We start from the raw sequence: 19,899 nt of genomic DNA, 5'->3' as shown, positions 1-19,899 counted from the left end.
GAGAACACTCATGGTAGATAAAGCATTAGGCGGCGCAGGTTTACGTGGTCAAGTAGCAGGTGAAACAGCTCTGTGTACAGTAGGTAAGTCAGGCTCTGGTTTAACGTATTGTGGTTATGATATTAGTGAACTGGCTGATAAAGCCCAGTTTGAAGAAGTCTCTTTTTTACTATCGCGCGGTGAATTACCAACAACCGCAGAGCTTACTGAATATAAAGCTAAATTAAAAACACTTCGCGGTTTACCAGACGCACTAAAAACAGTACTAGAAAACATTCCTAAAGATGCACACCCAATGGATGTTATGCGTACGGGTTGCTCTATGCTAGGTAACCTAGAAATGGAGCAAGATTTTAGTGAAGCCAATGATGCAATCGACCGCATGGTCGCTGTATTCCCAAGCATTATTTGTTACTGGTACCGTTTTAGTCATGACGGTGTACGTATTAATACTGAAACAGATGATGATTCGGTTGGCGCACATTTCTTACATTTATTACATGACAAAGCGCCATCGGCATTATTTGAGCAAGTAATGAATGTTTCGCTCATTCTATACGCAGAGCACGAGTTTAATGCATCGACATTCACAGCGCGTGTGTGTGCTTCAACTTTGTCTGATATTCATTCATGTGTGACAGGTGCAATTGGTAGTTTGCGTGGTCCACTACATGGCGGAGCGAACGAAGCTGCGATGGATATGATTGAAAGCTTTACGAGCGCCGATCAAGCTGAAGAAGCATTAATGGGCATGCTTGAGCGCAAAGATAAGATTATGGGTTTTGGTCATGCCATTTACCGCGAGTCTGACCCACGTAACGTGATCATCAAAAAATGGTCTGAAAAACTGGCAGCAGAAGTGGGTGATACTGTGTTATACCCGGTATCTGTTCGTTGTGAAGAAGTTATGTGGCGCGAGAAAAAATTGTTCTGTAACGCTGATTTCTTCCATGCATCAGCGTATCACTTCATGGACATTCCAACGAAGTTGTTCACGCCTATTTTCGTGATGAGCCGTGTAACAGGTTGGACTGCTCATGTTAAAGAGCAGCGTGCTAATAACCGTATTATCCGCCCAAGCGCTGATTACACGGGCCCAGAAGCACGAAGCTATACGCCAATTACTGAGCGTTAATAACACCAATCAAACCAATGACAGGGGCGGCTAAGCCGCCCTTTTATAAAAGGGCATAAAAACACTAAAAACAAGCCCAACTTCCTTCATCGTCACCAAGTACAAGTAGAGTCATCATGAATACAGAATATAGAAAACCATTAGCAGGCACCGGCGTTGATTATTTTGATACTCGCGCTGCTGTTGATGCTATTAAGCCAGGCAGCTACGCCACACTTCCTTACACATCACGCGTATTAGCTGAAAACTTAGTTCGCCGCTGTGAACCTGAAATGTTAAACGATGCACTTTCGCAATTAATTGAACGTAAACGTGACCTAGATTTTCCGTGGTTTCCTGCACGAGTCGTGTGTCATGACATTTTAGGCCAAACAGCGCTGGTTGATTTAGCCGGTTTACGCGATGCAATTGCCGCTAAAGGCGGCGATCCTGCGAAAGTAAACCCAGTGGTACCTACTCAATTAATCGTTGACCATTCGTTAGCAGTAGAACACGCAGGTTTTGAACCCGATGCGTTTGAAAAAAATCGCGCCATTGAAGATCGTCGTAACGATGATCGCTTTCACTTTATAAACTGGACAAAAACGGCATTTAAGAACATTGATGTTATTCCACCGGGTAACGGCATCATGCACCAAATCAACTTAGAGAAAATGTCGCCAGTTATTCAAAAACGTGATGGCGTTGCATTTCCAGACACCTTAGTCGGCACAGACAGCCATACTCCTATGGTTGATGCATTAGGCGTTATTGCTGTGGGCGTGGGCGGGCTTGAAGCTGAAAGCGTCATGCTTGGCCGTGCTTCGTACATGCGCTTACCTGATATTGTTGGTGTTGAACTTACCGGTAAACCACAACCAGGCATTACTGCAACCGATATCGTACTTGCGATCACGGAGTTTTTACGTAACGAGAAAGTTGTTTCAACTTACCTTGAGTTTTATGGTGAAGGGGCTGATGCACTGACGTTAGGTGACCGTGCAACGATTTCAAACATGACACCTGAATTTGGTGCCACAGCAGCTATGTTCTATATTGACGACAACACACTTGATTACTTGCGTCTAACCGGCCGCGAAGAAGAGCAAGTTAAGCTGGTGGAAACCTATGCAAAAGAAACTGGCTTGTGGAGCGATAGTTTAAAAACGGCTGAATATGAACGTGTTTTAACGTTCGATTTATCATCCGTTGGCCGTAATATTGCGGGCCCATCTAATCCACACCGTCGTGTTGCAACCAGTGACCTAGCTAAAGCAGGGATCACAGGGGTTGTTGAAAATGAAGCAGGCTTAATGCCTGATGGTGCATGTATTATCGCAGCAATTACGAGCTGTACTAATACCAGTAATCCGCGTAACGTGATTGCTGCTGGTTTACTTGCGCGCAATGCGAACGCGAAAGGTTTATCACGTAAACCGTGGGTTAAAACCTCTTTGGCACCAGGTTCTAAAGCGGTTAAATCATACCTTGAAGAAGCCAATTTATTACCAGAGCTTGAAAAGTTAGGCTTTGGCATTGTGGCATTTGCATGCACAACCTGTAATGGGATGAGTGGCGCGCTTGATCCTAAAATTCAACAAGAAATTATTGACCGTGACTTATACGCAACTGCTGTGTTGTCGGGTAACCGTAACTTCGATGGTCGTATTCACCCTTATGCCAAACAAGCGTTCCTTGCGTCACCTCCCTTAGTGGTTGCTTATGCCATTGCAGGTACTATTCGTTTTGACATCGAAAAAGACGTATTGGGAATCGATTCACACGGCAACGAAATCCGCTTAATGGATCTATGGCCATCAGATGAAGAAATTGATGCAGTGATTAAACAAAGCGTTAAACCTGAACAATTTAGAAAGGTTTACGAGCCTATGTTTGATTTAAGTGTTGATTATGGTGAAGACAACGACCCACTTTATCAATGGCGTCCGCAAAGCACTTATATTCGTCGCCCGCCATATTGGGAAGGTGCATTGGCTGGTGAGCGTAGTTTAACTGATATGCGTGCATTAGCTGTATTAGGTGACAATATTACGACTGATCACTTATCACCCTCCAATGCAATCTTAGCATCAAGTGCTGCGGGTGAGTACCTTGCTAAAATGGGCTTACCCGAAGAAGACTTTAACTCGTATGCTACTCACCGAGGGGATCACTTAACTGCTCAACGTGCAACGTTTGCAAACCCTAAACTATTGAACGAAATGGTTAAAGAAAATGGTGAAATAAAGCAAGGTTCTTATGCTCGTATTGAGCCTGAAGGTAAAGTGACCCGTATGTGGGAGGCTATCGAAACCTACATGGCGCGTAAACAACCACTCATCATTGTGGCGGGTGCTGATTATGGTCAAGGTTCATCACGTGACTGGGCTGCAAAAGGAGTTCGTCTTGCTGGTGTACAAGTTATCGCTGCAGAAGGCTTTGAGCGAATTCACCGCACAAACCTTATTGGTATGGGTGTGTTACCACTTGAATTTAAAGCGGGCACAACACGAACTACATCAGGCATTGATGGTAGTGAGACCTTTAGCGTTAAAGGCGAGCCAACACCTGGTGCGACATTAACTCTGCTCATTACACGCACAAGTGGTGAGGTGGTTGAAGTACCGATGACCTGTCGCTTAGACACAGCCGAAGAAGTATCAATATACTCAGCTGGTGGTGTACTTCAGCGCTTTGCTCAAGACTTTTTAGAGTCTGAGGAGCATTAATTATGGCCTTTAAACCACAAATTAAAGTGCCTGCTACTTATATGCGTGGCGGCACCAGTAAAGGGGTGTTCTTTAATTTAACTGATTTACCTGAACCTGCCCAAGAGGCAGGTGAAGCACGCGATAATTTACTTCTGCGTGTTATTGGTAGCCCAGATCCATACGGTAAACAAACGGATGGTATGGGGGGAGCTACATCAAGCACCAGTAAAACCGTTATTTTATCGAAGAGCAGCAAGGACGATCACGATGTTGATTATCTTTTTGGTCAAGTTGCTATCGATAAGGCATTCGTTGATTGGAGTGGTAACTGCGGTAACTTAACCTCTGCAGTGGGCGCATTTGCGGTGAGTAATGGCTTGGTTGATGCCAGCAAGATTCCAGATAACGGCGTTGTAGAAGTTAAAGTTTGGCAAGTAAATATTAGTAAAACCATCATTGTACATGTCCCCATTACCCATGGTGAAGTTCAAGAAACAGGTGATTTTGAACTAGATGGTGTGACATTCCCTGCAGCCGAAGTAAAGCTTGAGTTTATGGATCCGGCTGATGGTGAAGGCGCGTTATTCCCAACGTGTAATCTCGTTGATGAACTCGACGTTCCGGGCGTTGGAGTACTATCTGCGACCATGATTAATGCGGGCATTCCTACTGTATTTATTAATGCCAGTGAAATCGGTTATGACGGTACTGAGCTTCAAGATGCTATCAATAGTGATGCTTCAGTCCTTGAAAAGCTAGAAACAATTCGCGCCTATGGTGCGCTAAAAATGGGTTTAATTCAGCACGTAGATGAAGCTAAAGCACGCCAGCATACACCTAAAGTTGCGTGGGTTGCACCCGCTAAAAGCTACCATGCATCCAGTGGAAAAGAAGTAACAGCCGACAGTATTGATTTACTCGTTCGTGCTATGTCGATGGGTAAACTGCATCATGCCATGATGGGCACGGCAGCGGTTGCTATTGGCACAGCAGCTGCGATACCCGGCACCTTAGTAAATCAAGCTGCAGGTGGCGGACAGCGCCATGAAGTAAATTTTGGGCACCCATCGGGTACGTTAAAAGTGGGAGCCGCAGCAGAACGAGTTGGTGAAGATTGGCAAGTAACAAAAGCCAGTATGAGCCGCAGTGCGCGAGTACTCATGGAAGGGTGGGTAAGAGTGCCAGCTTAACAGCTTTCAGTTACAAAAAGTTACATTGTAAATGTGAATAATTGTAAACAGGGATAACGCCTTATGGCACTGTTTTTAGTTATTCACATTTTTTTTTGTAATTTACGGAGGGTTTTTATGTAACCTAATGAAAATAAATGTCTTATTTTTTATTTCTTAGATGAAATACTCTGTGTATTTCTGTATTTTATATTCCATTTTCTTATGAATGTCATAAACATCCGTTATTTTGTCACGCCATAAAAAGGAATTATGCCTGCATAGTTTCTTGGTTACGTTTAATTAATGTTTGATAATAAATTGTAACCTAGTATTTTATTACTGCTAAGCTACAGAAGTAGCCATTAAGGAGAATAACGACAATGCGAATTAATAAATTTACCCCGATAGCAGCTTCTGTTGCTTTATCACTTGGGTTAACGGGTTGTAATTGGTTTGACGACGACAATAAAAAAGAAACTGTCAAGCCGGTTCAAACATTTGAAGGTTCAGCTTCTGCAAGCTTTGGAACAGAAGTAACAGGTCGAGCTGTAAAAGGCTCATTATCAAACGCAGCGGTCGTTGTCAAAACGATGAATGATGCAGGAGAGATGATACCGGTTGCATTTCGTTTAGCAGCTTCTGCAGACGAATCGTTTACAGCAACTGCTAACACACAAGCTGAAGCTGATGCGATGGCAAAAGCAAAAGTTCTTGCTGCAAACCCAGAGTCAGTTTTAACGGCAATGAATGGTGGTTACTCACTATTTGTTGAAGATGATTTTACTGGACCATTATATATCACAGTTACAACCTCATCTGAAGGTGATGACAGTATGGTCAAATGTGACTCTTTCACAGGATGTGGCGACTACGATACAGCACCAGGTGTATCAGAAGAAGCGGGCATGGAAAACAATGGTGATAGCAACATCGATTTCGGCGAGTGGTATAAAGACGATGTAACATTGCAAGTTGTTAAATTTATAAGTGCTCCTGCTGCAGCGGCATCTGTTCGTGGTATGAGTTATGCTGACGGCGAAAATAAGTCAACTCAGTATTTTGCTAATTTAACGTTGTTTACCAGTATTGCTGCAGAGCTTCTACTTGAAGGTGCGGGTAACGGTGAAGCAATTTCTGAAGACGCAATCTCTCAAGCAAGTCTAAAAACATTAATTCAACTACTTGGTCCTGATACTGCCATTGAGGCTGCAGCCTTGTTAGCTGATATTTCAACAGGTGGTGCGGTAGATTTTACCGAACTTGAAGACGGTGATTCATTAGACGCGGGTACATTAGCGCTAATTCAAACTGCTATATCTCTACAATCAATGGCTGGCACGGGTACAAACGGTTCGCTTAATGAACTGATGTCACAGCTTGCTAAAGGTGTTTCTGATGGCAAAGTCGCCGATAATGATGATGATACTGTCAAAGCGGTTGCTGCGGCATTACAACAATCGGTAATTAATACGAGTTTAATTTTTGCAGCCCTTGTAACAGGTGAAGGTGTTGACGAAGCTTTTGCCGCGGTAGCTCAAAGCTTAGGTATAACGGACCCTGACGCTATCGCAAAACTAAAATCGAAAGCAACGAAAGCTGTTGAAAAAGTAGTAAAAGACGCTAAGAAAGCAGGCGCTGATGATGAGCTTAAAGAAACAGCTAAGAATGTAAAAGATGCGCTAAGTAAGATTGGTTGTTCTGGTGAAGAATGTGATGCTGGGGATGACTTTGATTCGAAAGCTGCACAAAAACTAAATGAAAAAGTGATTGAAGCCCAAGCTGATCTAGATGCTGTGATGGCTCTTATTGATACTGCGCAAGCGTCACTTGCCGATGTTACTGAATTAGGTGATGCAGGACTTGAGACCAATGAGCAAGTAATAGCATATAGTTCAGCGGTATATTTACTAAATGGTAATGTTGATACTTACACGGTATGGCAGAAGCAATTAAAATCAGTTAAATCTAAGATGAATGGTATTGCGAAAGCAGCTGCGGCATTTGCAGCTAAAAATAGTGATTACCAACAACTTGCAGATCAAGCTGCAAGTGTCCGTGATGCGGTAGCACAGGAATACGACAACGTTGTGTCATTGATTGCAGGTATCGAAGCTGAAGTTGTACGAGCAGATGAAGCGGTATCGGCATTAGGTTTAGAGTTTGAAGTAACGAAAGCGAATGCGGTAGCTGCAGCAGCTGCTGCACTTGAAGCCGCAACGGTTGCAATGACAGCTGATACAACTATGGCTACTGCGATGATCGCCGTTGAAGCTGCTGATGTATCAAACCTTGAAAGTGCGACTGCGGCTTTAGAGGCAGCAGAACAAGCAATAGCGGCTGCAACAGACTCGCAAATGAAAGCTGCGGCTTCAATTTCTGCGTCTAATTTATCAACAGATGCTGCCACAGCATTCAAGAAAGTCGCCACTGAAGCTGATGATATTGCAATGGCAGATGCGCAACTCGAAACTGCAGCAGCTGAACTTAAGTCAGCCGCTATGTATGCAGAAAACGCAGATGATGCACTATTAGCAGCACAAGCGCTTTATGATACTGCTATGGATGCAATTGCTAAGTTCACAGTATTAGTCGACGTGAAAGCGGGAACAGAGACTGTTACTCAAGCAACGATTCTTACGAAGTCAGGCGGTAAAGCACTTTTTGATAAAGCTGAAGTAATCTACGACATTCTAACAGAAGCTTGGGACTTAGGTGACGAAGCCGACAATGTACAGTCTACTCGTTTCCCTGAATGGACATACAGCTTTGATAAAGATGCGTTAGAGTTATCGTTGTCTAACGACACAACATCTGAAATGATCAGTGTTAATGGTGTTATTGAAACAGATACACTTGTGTTCGCATTTGGTGGTACAGTTACCACCGAAGATGGAGTCACCGTTATCGTTGAAACGCTTGAGGATACAGCGCAAGCAACGCAAGATTGTGTTGATGTAAAAGACGGTAAGATCGCTGCAGATTTATCTGATTCATGTTTGATTGTTAAATTTAACGATGAGATATCTTCAGATACATTAGTGGATGGTGAAGTTGAAACTATCGAAGCATGGTCTCGAGTTCAAGTAACTGATGGCGATTCTGGCTTTACGGGGATGTTAAGTTTAGAAGGCTCTGATCTAACTAGTCTTGCTAATATTAAAGCATCAGGTATGACCGGTGACACTGAATTTACGGCGATGATTGGCTTAGACAGTGCTGTTGATGAGATGGAAACATACATGGTCAGCGTAGAGCTTCATAACGATATTGCTTATATGATGTCACTCAGTGCTGTTGAAAGTGCTGACTTCTCTGGTTCTGTTGATGCATTATATTCAGGGAAAATGATGAAGTTTGGTACAGTGACTGAAATTACCAATGGTATCTCTATAGAATATATTGATGGTGAAGTTATTGACTACACTGATATTAGTTTTTTAGACATGACTAAGTAATAACGCAGTATAAAAAAGAGGGGAGCTTGCTCCCCTTTATAATAATAAGTGGATAAACTATGAAAAAAACACTACTTGTTATGGCTATAACAAGCTCTTTATTTTCTTCCTTTACAGCTGCCGCAGAGCCAACTACTTTTTTCACCACCCTAGATGCAGAAGTTTACACTGAATCTCAACCTGTAAAGTCTTTTATAGATGACTTTGATGCTCCTTTAAAAAGCGGAGATAGTGCGTTTACTTTCAATATTTTTGAGTTAGGTATTAAAACCCGAAATTATACAGTGGGTGTACAAAGTCGATTTGATTACTTGCTTGAATTTGATCCTGATACCGCACGATACTTACACACAGAAAAAAATGATCTGCCGTTTGAAGAACGTGATTATCGTTATTTTTTAGACGGCAAACAAGCAACTACTAATGGTGTTTTTGTCGCTTATGATTTTAAATTTTTAGATAATAATGCGCTGACAATTACCCCCAAAATCACCATTTTTTCAAGTGCACATTTCCAAGACGCCAAGGTCGATGGCACGGTGTTTAGTGATGAAATTCAAGGAGCTTTGGAGGTTGATTATTATTACTCTAAGGACCTACTTTTTAAGCGATTTACTTCAGATGAAAACCCGACCGGTTTAGGCTATAGCTTCGATCTAAATATTAATTGGCAAATTACACCAGAGCTAGAGTTGAATGTACAAGCCCAAGACCTCGCGTATGAAACAGAATATAAAGAGGCGGGTTTTGTTCAAGGCTATACAACCGAAGTGCCATTCACTGAAAGTGAGAGTGGTAGCATCATTACTGAGCCTACAATAAGGCTTACTACCTCAGCGAATGGTCATGAGGTTGATCATACATTTGAAATGCCAGTACGGCTAAAAGCATCATTAAATTATCGTATTAACAACGCATTCTCTGCGCATTTAATGGCTAAACAAATAAAAAGTGACACGTTTACTCAAGTAACTGGACGCTATCATTTTGCAGATACATGGAAACTACTTGGTGGATATGAGAGTAACAGCCAGGCATTTTTAGTCGGAATCGAAAATGAATATATAGGGTTAACTTTGCAAACTGATAGCTTAGATTTAGACGAAGCATATTATGCAAATTTGAATTGGTTTGTTAGAGTGAATTTCTAAGGATAAAGCATGGTAAAAAGAATAGCGCCCTTAGGCATTTTTTTATTTTTGGTAGGATGCGGAGGCTCATCAGAGCAAAACATCGTACCCGAACAAGTCGTGATTAAAACTACCTCGACAGCAAACTTCTACATTGCGCCATGGCAGTCAAATGCTGGAACGCTGATACTTACAAATAACGCAAGTGGTGAACGACAAACGTTTGAAACTTCAGATCTCAATAGTTTAGATATCTCACTAACGAGTCTAGCAAATTATTCAGTTGAGTTTGTATCAAATGATGACTTTGTTTTGTGTCCAAGTTATGAAGGGTGCGGCAGAACGTATCGTGACAATCCTGATGACATAAACGCAAATCGTCAAATTGATTTTGAAGAAGTTTTACCGCTTTCGTTAGATTACAGTGCGTCATTTTTTGCAGCTCCTGGTGAAAATAGGCTCTTTTTATCGCCAGTCAGTGCCGTAATTAGCGCTCAAAAGTTAGATGTTACATCACAGAGCGTTAGCGCAACTCCATTTTATCATTTAACACATAGCCAATTGAATGATTCATTAGAAGCTGAACTATTAACTAACGCGTTAAGTTTTGGAGTCATTTTAAAGCGTGCGGCTGAATTAGAAGCAAACTTATCGCAACCTGAGCTTATTGAACTTGAAAGCCAGGCGCAAATTTCACGCTTCCCTGAGTACGCGCAGTATGCAAATCGCTATATTCGTGAAAATTTATTGAATGTAAAAGGAAATCAACTTATTCAAACGGTTGTGGGGAATTTAAAGCAACGTTTAGTTGGATTAGGCAAGGTTTCTGAACTTTCAGCATTAGATGAACAACCTCCCATACTTCAATCGCGCGAATTATTGGATGATATTCGTAATGTTATCGGCGTCGTAAGGTTACAAGAACAACAATACAGCGCTGAGTTGTCGTCACATTTAAATAGCTTCACGAATGCATTGGATGATGATTCACAGTCGGTTGTAGTTGCATTAGCAAATGTACTATTTGATGTACTCTCAAATGTATCGCCCGCAGATGATACCTTACCAGGACTTTATACTGTAAATGGTCTTACAGTGCAGTATCAACATTCCCCTTATCGATGGTCAATTTCAGGGCAATACGATGGCATCGATGTGAATATGGATATAAACGTTCCTCAATGGCGGATTAGTAGTCTACTAGGAAATCAAATAACAGGCGTTATGAGCGCCCAAATGAGCAGCAATGAGACTCAGTTATTGGTTGATGTTAGTGAGTTACTGTTATCGTTTGATGGAACGGATGATCCCTTTACAATTTTAAGTGAGGACTCTACTGGTGAAGGGACTCTTAATACAGATATTACCTTAGTAAAAAAAGACAGCGAACTTGTAGGAAACCTAAACTTGACACTTAATCGCTTTGTGTCACCGTTTGAAGAGTTGCTTACTATTGTATCTGACTTTGATCTTGATGGTGAGTTTTCAACCGCATCGAAAACAACATCATTTAATCTTCAGGCTATTGAGGCTACGCCTTTTATAAATGAGGAAACTGAAAATCTTGTTTTCGCATTACATTTAGGCACGCCACTAAATGGTGCTACAGATTTTGAGTTTGGCTTTGTTGGTAAGTTAACTGCTTTAGCGCAGTTGACGAATACAGATATATTTATCAAGCAGAATAGCCGAGCACTGGATATTAACCTACGAACTGTTGGTAATAATGTAAACGCGGTTATCAAAGGTGCTGATGGCCGATGGTTAGATTTGAAACAAAAAGGACGTAATTTTAGTGGTGGACTTTATTTTGGAGATACCCAGATTGGTGATGTTACTACTGTGAGGGGGGCACCCGGTATCTTGTTCCCTGATGGTACGTTTGAATCATTATTTTAAGTTAAGAAGCGGCATTCATGCCGCTTTTTCGACTCCATAGCATTGCTGTTTCATCTTTTTAATGAAGTTTTCAAATTGGCCGCTTTGTCGTTTTTGCTTGATCTCGTCATTTAAATCTTTCAGTACTTTTTGCCAGTGCGGTGTTGATTTACTAATAGAAAAATAGAGGGGCTTGTATTCAAGTTTTGGTTCAAGCGCAACCAATGATTCAATTATTTGTCTTTTGCCATTAATCGATAACTCTGATTTATAAACACTGGCTTTAAGCACTTCAAGATCTGCAACAATGAGACTAACGCGATTGCTTAGTAGTAGGTGGATAAGTTGGTACTCATTGTTTGCAACGATGGTGTCAATTTGTTTATTATCAATCATTTCATCAAGTTGCTGAGTGTTTTTGTAAGATCTGACAACGCCAATTACCTGGTCTTTAACAGAGTTTAGGTCGCCATTAAAACGAATTTGGTTTCCTTTCAAGGCAACAAATGATAGATCCCCACCAGGAATCGGTTGGCTGAGAGCTAATAACTCGTTGCGTGTCTTGTCTAAAAAGTTATCTGAAATAACCGTGCTTTCAATAAAGTATTCAGGAAAAAGGATGTCTGCTTTGCCAAGCTCTGCCTCCCTTACTGCTCGTGCCCATGGGTAGAAGCCGATATAGACGCCATAGCCTTTTTTAAGCAAAGATTGAATTGTAAACTGGTAAAGCCAGCCTTTGTTACATAGGTGTTCATCGATATAGGGTGGCCAATCAAGCGTAACAAGTCTTAATACATGTTCGGCATTTACGTTGTAACCATAGCCGTCTTTGTAGCGTACCGCATTTTTGGTAATGACTTCTCCATCTTTTTCATAGGTCACGGGTGTAAGCATTGCAACCACTTGAGTAGAGAAGAAAAAAAAGAGCATTACTAATAATTTCATATTTTTTCTAAGCATTTGTTATGTATATAAAGCTTAGCCTCTTGTTGCAAATATACAACATCGAAAAGTAACCGTGTAAATAGAATATACGCTTAAACGAGTTGGCAGAATTAAAAGCAGGGAATAAAGGGCCGATGCACCCGTTTTTAATCACTGCTATCAGAGGCTGAACTAGGGCGAGCATTCGTATCGAGTAAATTGAGTCCACTTTTAAAATTAGCGTTGTTTTTGGTACAAAACGATCACGTAAAAAATTATAATATTATAACGTCAAGAAGATTAGGAATTATGATGATATTTAAAAGGATATTGGGTGTATTATTTTTTGTTGTTTGCGGTGTATTTACTCAAAGTAGTTTAGCGAATATACACGCTGAGAATGAAGTCTTTATCACGAAAATAGATGAAGGCGTTTGGTTGCATACCTCTTTTTATGTTTATCCTAACGGGACAACATTCCCTTCGAATGGTTTGATTGTCAGGGAGGGGCAAAGTTTAACCCTGATCGACACAGCGTGGGGAGAGTTACTAACACAACAGTTATTAAGCGTCATTAACACAGAAATAAACTTGCCGATAACCAAGGCACTTGTCACTCATGCACATGCAGACCGAGCTTCAGGGGTTGATGTATTAGAAGCGCGTGGTATCAAAGTGTATTCTCACCCTTTGACGCAGCAATTGACAATAGAGCAAGGGACTGCTGTACCAAACAATGTGATAGCCGAACTTGCAACAGTCGGTGCACAGGTGAAATTTGGCTCATTGAATGTGTTTTTCCCAGGCCCCGGTCATGCGATGGATAATATAATGGTATGGTTACCAGATAAACGTATCTTATACGCAGGCTGTGCGGTTCGTGCATTACAGTCTAACTCTGTAGGGAATATGGCCCATGGAGATATTCATTCATGGCTGAAAATTACTCAGCAGTTGAAGAATGATTACAAAAAATTACGAAGAGTGGTTCCCGGACACGGTGAAATAGGCGGGTTTGACTTATTGAGCCACACCGAAAAACTCATTCTCAATCAACTTAAGTAACGTCAAAACGTTGGGTTTTTAATAAAATTGTTAGGAATATTTCGCAATGATTAAAAGCCCAATGGCCCCCGTTTATCCCCCTTTTTTTTACGCGTTAGAAAACCTAAATTCTGTCGCTAACCCTCTTTTATCTGAATCCAGTCTCGCTTTGTATTGTTTGAAACTCGCTTTGCCGAATTTGACTAGTAATGAAAAATGCTCCTTTAGATACTGTTAATTAAACGTAAAGACTTTAACACTAGAACACACATTAAAAAGGTCGAATATGCACACAATAAATAAAAAAGCTGTTGCTATCGCTGTCGCATTAGCATGCTCATTACCGGTATATGCACAGAATAATGATCAGCAAGATTCAAAGTCTAAAGACGTTGAACAGCAGAATAGTGGGTTAGAAATTATCTCAGTAATGGCAACAAAACGTAAAACCAAATTGATGGAAACACCGGTGGCCATCACTGCACTTACAGAGGCTGAGCTTAAAAAAAATGGTGTAAATAACATAAAGGATATAGCGAACTTGGTGCCTAGCTTAGATATTTCTACAGCAACGGATCAATCTGCTCCTGTTATTTCAATGCGAGGCGTGCGTTCAACTAACTTAACTGAGTTAGGGGACCCTGCTGTTGGTGTTCATTTAGATGGTATTTATTCACCAAGAATGCAAGGTGCGCTTGCGCTGATGTATGATATTGACCGTGTTGAGGCGCTTCGTGGACCACAAGGTACTTTATTTGGCCGAAACTCGACAGTGGGAAGTATCAATGTGATTTCCGCCAAGCCTGAATTTGAAAACCAATATGGGCAGTTGAATATTGAAGCGGGCAAGTTTAATAGCCGCAGTATTGATGGCCTTATCAATATTCCAGTAACTGAAGAGTTTGCAGTTCGTTTTTCAGCGAAAGGCCTAAAGCGTGACTCTTACCTAGAGGGTTACTATGACCCTAACCAATATGACACGCGCCGACTTTCTGATGAGGTTTTAAATGCCCCTGTAATCTCTGAAGATTCATACCAAGGTGTTGGACAAACAGTGACACAAAGAGAAAACTGGTGGATTGATGGCGCAGGAACCGATCCTGAGGCTCAAAAAGTTCGTCAGTTAACAGCTGCAGATAAAAGTGATTTTTATAATAATGCAGATGAATATTCCTTCCGTATAAGTACACTTTGGGAGCCGTTGGATGGCAATTTTTCAAACCACACCGTTTTCCAAAAATATGTAAACGATAGTAATAATAACCTTGATTTAGTTAACTGCGATAAGTTACGTGGAAGACCCGCTGAAATGGGAGGTGATTGTACGAATTTCCTACCGAGTGATAACACGTATCAAGCCGTAGTTAATGTGCCAGGAAAGTTGAATCTAGACATAACATACCTTCGTAATACCTTTAACTACACCATAAATGATCAATATGATCTGGTGTGGTTAGTGGGATATGAAGATATGGAAAGGTCTTCAGCACAAGATAGCGAAGTTGGTTTAGACCCTTGGGATGGCGCTACTTATTTCCTAGATGGCACCGGAGCAGAATCATTTTCTACAGAATTACAACTGCAATCAGATGAATACGGTGACTTTATTTGGATTGTGGGTGCCAATTATTTTCATGAAAAAACAACCACAGTTGGTTATTACGATAATCCAATGGATGATAAAGCATTTTGGGACCAGCCAGACCGTTCAACAGATGCGTATGCTTTGTTTGGCCAAGGCACTTATAAATTAACTGAAAAGTTGCATGCGACATTTGGTTATCGCTTTAGTGATGAAACGAAGCAGGATAAAGGCGGTCGTACCTATCGTTGTTCAAATGCTGATGGCTGTGCTGTTGGTTGGTTAAATAGAACAGAGCTTAACAATCAACCTGTCGATTATTATGAAGATCCGTCTATTTATGCGTCGTACTTTGAAAACGACAATAAAGGAAGTTGGCAGCATCATGATTTTCGTGTTGGCTTAGATTATGACATCTCCGAAGAAACAATGCTCTATGCCTACCTTGCAAGCGGATTTAAAGCGGGTGGTATTGGTGATGTTTACGAAGTGGTTAATGATAGAACGGGTGAAGTAACTCGGTTTGAAACAAAATTTGATCCCGAAGAAGTGCTGACCTGGGAATTCGGTGCAAAGTCTAGCTTTTTTGATAATTCATTGAACCTAAAAGCTGCATTTTTCTATACAGATTATACAGATATGCAGTATGCGTCAGTGGGATCAATTGGTAATGTTGAGCGCTTGTCTGTTGTTGAAGATGAGGATGGGGCACCTGTAATCGGTGAAGATGGTCAGCCAATTCTTGATTTTCAGAATCAGCCTGTGATTGCTTATTATACTCAAAACGTTCCGGGCTCTACGATTAAAGGTCTTGAGTTTGAATTTGACTGGAAACCGTATCCAAATGGGCGAATTACTGGTTATGTGACCTGGACTGAGGCAAAAATTACGGAAGATTGGCACACTAAATGGGATTATGATTCTGAGTATTTGTTTAATATTTCTTATGAAGAATCTAAAGACCCTGAAAATACATTGCTAACGACTAACCTTAGAGGTAATAACTTAGCAATGACGCCAAAATACACGGCTAACATTAGTTATACACATACCTTTGATCTGGGTGAATATGGATTTATTCATGGTTGGTTTAATGCCAGCTGGAAAGATAAAGCGTATACCACCGTGTGGAATCTCGATAAGCATTTGGATGATATGGACTTTGCAGTTTCAGACGAAGCGACTAAATACATAGACGATAGCCGCGATGCCTTTGCTGTATACAATGCCTCTTTAAAATATGAGCCAAAAGAGAAAAACTGGTATGTAGAAATGTTCATCAATAATGCATCTGATGAGACGATTCAATACTGGAACAATACCAGCAAAGGTATTCCTAAGGGCAGCTTTGGCATGCCTAGGTATTATGGTGTAAGAGCTGGATTTTCATTCTAACCCCTCTATTTTACGCTCCCATATTTTTAATATGGGAGCCAAATTATTTAAGGCATAACAATGAAAAAACTGTTTCTTAGTGCATTATTGGGCTGCACAACTTTAGTCGCTACCCACGCGAATGCTAATTATTTTAAAGATAATTTTTCATGGGGATATGATAGCTCTGTTTGGACTGCACGTACTGGCAGTAATGGCACACCCTTTGGTTGCGCATTTAAAACTGATTTACTAAATCCCAGTGAGCATGGTTTAACGTTGTCATTAGCACAAGGCTCATGTTCAGAACTACAAAGCAACCATTTTTATGGGTACGGTAAAGTTCAGGGAAGATTAAAATCTGGCAACGTGGCGGGCACTGTTTCATCAATTTTTACCTATACATCGTGGTGGGATAGCCCTGGCCGAGCGTGGCAAGAAATTGATATTGAATTGCTTCCTTCGTTAGGTAATGTTGTTCATACAAATGTGATTTACCAACCGCAAGGTGGTCAATACCAAAGTTGGGAAAAGGATATTGACTTAAGTCAGTATGGGCTAGATTACCGAGAAAACTTGCTGACTATTGGCTTTGATTGGTCAAGCAATGCCATTCGCTGGTATTTATTCGATGCCAATGGCCATGAGCAAACGATCCGAACGGTGTATAAAGAAAACGGAGATGGTCATTTAGCAGAGAATGAAATTCCAGCTTACGCGTGGCCCATCGATAATAGCAAAATTATGATTAATCATTGGCATGGTGATAATTCTGTCGAAGCAAATTATTTTCCAGGTCAATATTATGGCGCTTCATCTTGGGTATATTACGATTTTATTGAATACATACCGCGTTGATTTTCTCTGTAATTAATTGTTCTTATAGGTTTTTGATGTCTAAATTTAAATTTTTAAAGTTACTGTTTTGCCCACTCTTTTTAACCGGCGTTGTTCATAGCCCATTGTCGTATGGTGTAGAAACGGGCAGTGTAAAATGGCCAAATGTTAATACGAAACTAAAACGCGATCCTGCAGTTGAAAAGCATATAGATAAACTGCTAGCCACGATGACAATTGAGCAAAAAGTAGCACAAATGGTTCAGCCAGAGATTGGCTATTTAACGGTTGAGCAAATGCGTAAGTATGGCTTCGGTTCATATTTAAATGGTGGGAACACGGCCCCTTATGGCAATAAACGTGCATCAATGGACATGTGGTTAAAGTACGCTGATGAGATGTATCTCGCTTCAATGGACGCATCTGTCGATGGTATTGCTATTCCGACTATTTGGGGTACCGATGCCATGCATGGCCACAGTAATGTTTATGGCGCAACGTTGTTTCCACATAATATTGGACTTGGCGCAGCTAGAGATACTGATTTGATTAAGCGAATCGGTCAAGCGACAGCTAAAGAAGTTGCAGCAACAGGAATTGAATGGAGCTTTGCACCAACCGTTGCTGTAGTAAGGGATGACCGTTGGGGGAGAACGTATGAAAGTTATTCAGAAAATCCAGATTTAGTAAAAGAATATGCTGCAGAGATGGTGATTGGTATCCAAGGAGAAATCGGCAACGACTTTTTGAAAAATACCAAGCGAATTGCAACAGCCAAACACTTTGTTGGTGACGGTGGTACAGAGCGCGGTATAGACCGTGGCAACACCATTATCGACGAGCAAGGATTAAAAGTAATTCATAGTCCGGGCTATTTTTCAGCTATTAATGAGGGTGTGCAGTCGGTCATGGCCTCTTTTAATAGTTGGAATGGTCAACGCGTCCACGGTGATAAGTATTTATTAACAGAGGTACTGAAAAACCAAATGGGCTTTGATGGTTTCGTTGTTAGCGACTGGAATGCGCATAAATTTGTTGAAGGCTGCGATCTTGAGCAATGTGCTGCTGCCATAAATGCGGGTGTTGATGTCATAATGGTGCCTGAACACTTTGAAGCTTTTTATCATAATACGGTTAAGCAAGCGAAAGAAGGTGTGATACCAGAGGCTAGAATAAATGATGCGGTTAGACGTTTTCTGAGAGCTAAAATTAGATGGGGAGTGTTTGCAAAGGGTAAACCTTCATTACGACCTGAGTCGCAACACCCTGAATGGTTAGGTGCTCAACCACATCGAGAGTTAGCTAGAGAGGCAGTGCGAAAGTCTCTTGTACTACTTAAAAATAACAATAATGTACTGCCAATTAATGCTAAAAGTCGCGTTCTCGTTGCCGGAAACGGTGCTGACAATATTGCTAAGCAAGCTGGTGGATGGAGTGTCTCATGGCAGGGAACGGACAACACCAATGATGACTTCCCCAATGCAACCTCTATCTTTGCGGGTCTAAAATCACAAATTGAAAAGGCGGGTGGTGACGTTGAGTTTGCTGAATTTGGCGATTATTCTGTTAAGCCTGATGTCGCGATTGTCGTAATCGGTGAAGAACCTTATGCCGAATGGTTTGGTGACATTGAGTACCTAGAGTATCAATATGAAACCAAAAAAGATTTAGCATTATTGAAGACTCTTAAGGCAAAAGGTATTCCAGTTGTTACTGTATTTTTAACGGGTCGTCCACTTTGGGTAAATAAAGAGCTGAATGCATCAGATGCTTTTGTGGCTGCGTGGTTACCGGGGTCAGAAGGTGAAGGTATTGCTGATATTTTATTAACCAATGAAAAAGGCGCTATTCAGTATGATTTCACAGGGAAATTGAGTTTTTCTTGGCCAAAATATGATGACCAATATTCGTTAAATATTGGCGACGAAAATTACCAACCATTATTTGAGTATGGTTATGGTTTAACATACGATGATACGGTTAACTTACCTGTGTTAACCGAAAAAACGACACCGAGGAAAGTGGCAAGTACAGATTCGAAAGCGTTGTTTGTAAGAAGTTTATCTGACAACTTAGTGTGGACTCTTCAAGCTGGCCAAACTGATAAAGTCATTACCAAAAATTCATCGGCTACAAGTACTGATGGTATGAGTTTGTTGATGCAATCGGTGAATTTATCTTATCAAGAAGATGCGCGACAATTTATTTGGCGTTCTGGAACAGATAAAGCGACATTTGCTTTAGCGTATCAAAAACCAGAAAAAATGAGTGAGATGTATCAGTCAGGTTACTTAACACTGAAGATGCGAATTAATAAGTCACCCGGTGAACATACAGATTTACAGGTTATGTGTTCTCAGAAACAGTGTTTAAGGAAGGTTAGTTTTTCTTCATTTGATGCGATACTGAGTGATAAAAAATGGCATACCTTAGCAATACCGTTAAGCTGTAACGTTGAGGGTACTGAGTCGAAAGCGATAACTGAGGTTTTGAAAGTTGAAGCAAACGAAGCGAGTATCGCCTTCGCAGACATTGGTTTAACGATTAAACCTAACAGTGATGCTGTTGTGGTAAAATGCAGTAATTAAATTTGGAGCAAAGCAGTGGGGTTGATAGCCCGACTGCTTTGCTTTTTGGATAAATGATTTGAATACATCGAACCCTCGTAGCCAGTTATT

At 41.0% G+C, this 19,899-nt stretch carries 11 protein-coding genes; 10 read left to right on the top strand and 1 reads right to left on the bottom strand.

Features of this window, described 5'->3' with window-relative positions:
* Positions 1 to 10 precede the first annotated feature (10 nt).
* The 6 genes from prpC to GZH31_RS08995 all read left to right on the top strand — a co-directional run bounded on the left by prpC (position 11) and on the right by GZH31_RS08995 (position 11,481).
* A complete protein-coding gene (gene prpC, locus GZH31_RS09020) occupies positions 11 to 1,135 on the top strand; it encodes a 2-methylcitrate synthase (RefSeq protein WP_118844358.1) in 1,125 nt (374 codons plus the stop codon).
* 116 nt (positions 1,136 to 1,251) lie between these two features.
* Positions 1,252 to 3,843, top strand: coding sequence for a Fe/S-dependent 2-methylisocitrate dehydratase AcnD (acnD, locus tag GZH31_RS09015; protein ID WP_180310880.1), 2,592 nt, complete (start codon positions 1,252 to 1,254; stop codon positions 3,841 to 3,843).
* A gap of 2 nt (positions 3,844 to 3,845) precedes the next feature.
* On the top strand, positions 3,846 to 5,015 hold the full coding sequence (gene prpF, locus GZH31_RS09010; RefSeq protein WP_180310879.1) for a 2-methylaconitate cis-trans isomerase PrpF: 1,170 nt from the start codon (positions 3,846 to 3,848) through the stop codon (positions 5,013 to 5,015).
* Positions 5,016 to 5,377: 362 nt separating this feature from the next.
* Positions 5,378 to 8,452 (top strand): hypothetical protein, encoded by a 3,075-nt coding sequence (locus GZH31_RS09005; protein ID WP_180310878.1) that lies wholly within the window; start codon positions 5,378 to 5,380, stop codon positions 8,450 to 8,452.
* A 59-nt stretch (positions 8,453 to 8,511) separates the two neighbouring features.
* On the top strand, positions 8,512 to 9,603 hold the full coding sequence (locus tag GZH31_RS09000; protein ID WP_075593509.1) for a hypothetical protein: 1,092 nt from the start codon (positions 8,512 to 8,514) through the stop codon (positions 9,601 to 9,603).
* 9 nt (positions 9,604 to 9,612) lie between these two features.
* Positions 9,613 to 11,481 (top strand): hypothetical protein, encoded by a 1,869-nt coding sequence (locus tag GZH31_RS08995; protein WP_180310877.1) that lies wholly within the window; start codon positions 9,613 to 9,615, stop codon positions 11,479 to 11,481.
* Positions 11,482 to 11,496: 15 nt separating this feature from the next.
* Here the strand turns inward: GZH31_RS08995 and GZH31_RS08990 are convergent, their stop codons facing one another.
* Positions 11,497 to 12,405, bottom strand: a complete 909-nt coding sequence (locus GZH31_RS08990; protein WP_036968026.1) for an ABC transporter substrate-binding protein — start codon at positions 12,403 to 12,405, stop codon at positions 11,497 to 11,499.
* A 288-nt stretch (positions 12,406 to 12,693) separates the two neighbouring features.
* On the opposite strand from GZH31_RS08990, the gene bla reads away from it, so the two are divergent.
* The 4 genes from bla to GZH31_RS08970 all read left to right on the top strand — a co-directional run bounded on the left by bla (position 12,694) and on the right by GZH31_RS08970 (position 19,809).
* Positions 12,694 to 13,449, top strand: a complete 756-nt coding sequence (gene bla, locus GZH31_RS08985) for a subclass B1 metallo-beta-lactamase (protein WP_180310876.1) — start codon at positions 12,694 to 12,696, stop codon at positions 13,447 to 13,449.
* A gap of 265 nt (positions 13,450 to 13,714) precedes the next feature.
* The gene (locus tag GZH31_RS08980) at positions 13,715 to 16,405 is read left to right on the top strand and encodes a TonB-dependent receptor (protein ID WP_180310875.1); all 2,691 of its coding nucleotides are present in this window, start codon (positions 13,715 to 13,717) and stop codon (positions 16,403 to 16,405) included.
* A 60-nt stretch (positions 16,406 to 16,465) separates the two neighbouring features.
* The gene (locus GZH31_RS08975; protein WP_065978475.1) at positions 16,466 to 17,242 is read left to right on the top strand and encodes a family 16 glycosylhydrolase; all 777 of its coding nucleotides are present in this window, start codon (positions 16,466 to 16,468) and stop codon (positions 17,240 to 17,242) included.
* Positions 17,243 to 17,277: 35 nt separating this feature from the next.
* The gene (locus tag GZH31_RS08970; protein ID WP_180310874.1) at positions 17,278 to 19,809 is read left to right on the top strand and encodes a glycoside hydrolase family 3 protein; all 2,532 of its coding nucleotides are present in this window, start codon (positions 17,278 to 17,280) and stop codon (positions 19,807 to 19,809) included.
* Positions 19,810 to 19,899 lie beyond the last annotated feature (90 nt).

Origin of the sequence: Pseudoalteromonas sp. JSTW (assembly GCF_013423925.1) — a bacterium.
Classification (GTDB): domain Bacteria; phylum Pseudomonadota; class Gammaproteobacteria; order Enterobacterales; family Alteromonadaceae; genus Pseudoalteromonas; species Pseudoalteromonas lipolytica.
Note: the sequence above shows the minus strand (reverse complement) of the source record. Positions and strands in the feature narration are given on the sequence as shown.

What these genes read in the sequence shown, in the direction of transcription:
- prpC (WP_118844358.1), top strand. Translation starts at nt 11, where the DNA reads ATGGTAGATAAAGCATTAGGCGGCGCAGGTTTACGTGGTCAAGTAGCA.
- acnD (WP_180310880.1), top strand. Translation starts at nt 1,252, where the DNA reads ATGAATACAGAATATAGAAAACCATTAGCAGGCACCGGCGTTGATTAT.
- prpF (WP_180310879.1), top strand. Translation starts at nt 3,846, where the DNA reads ATGGCCTTTAAACCACAAATTAAAGTGCCTGCTACTTATATGCGTGGC.
- GZH31_RS09005 (WP_180310878.1), top strand. Translation starts at nt 5,378, where the DNA reads ATGCGAATTAATAAATTTACCCCGATAGCAGCTTCTGTTGCTTTATCA.
- GZH31_RS09000 (WP_075593509.1), top strand. Translation starts at nt 8,512, where the DNA reads ATGAAAAAAACACTACTTGTTATGGCTATAACAAGCTCTTTATTTTCT.
- GZH31_RS08995 (WP_180310877.1), top strand. Translation starts at nt 9,613, where the DNA reads ATGGTAAAAAGAATAGCGCCCTTAGGCATTTTTTTATTTTTGGTAGGA.
- GZH31_RS08990 (WP_036968026.1), bottom strand. Translation starts at nt 12,405, where the DNA reads ATGAAATTATTAGTAATGCTCTTTTTTTTCTTCTCTACTCAAGTGGTT.
- bla (WP_180310876.1), top strand. Translation starts at nt 12,694, where the DNA reads ATGATGATATTTAAAAGGATATTGGGTGTATTATTTTTTGTTGTTTGC.
- GZH31_RS08980 (WP_180310875.1), top strand. Translation starts at nt 13,715, where the DNA reads ATGCACACAATAAATAAAAAAGCTGTTGCTATCGCTGTCGCATTAGCA.
- GZH31_RS08975 (WP_065978475.1), top strand. Translation starts at nt 16,466, where the DNA reads ATGAAAAAACTGTTTCTTAGTGCATTATTGGGCTGCACAACTTTAGTC.
- GZH31_RS08970 (WP_180310874.1), top strand. Translation starts at nt 17,278, where the DNA reads ATGTCTAAATTTAAATTTTTAAAGTTACTGTTTTGCCCACTCTTTTTA.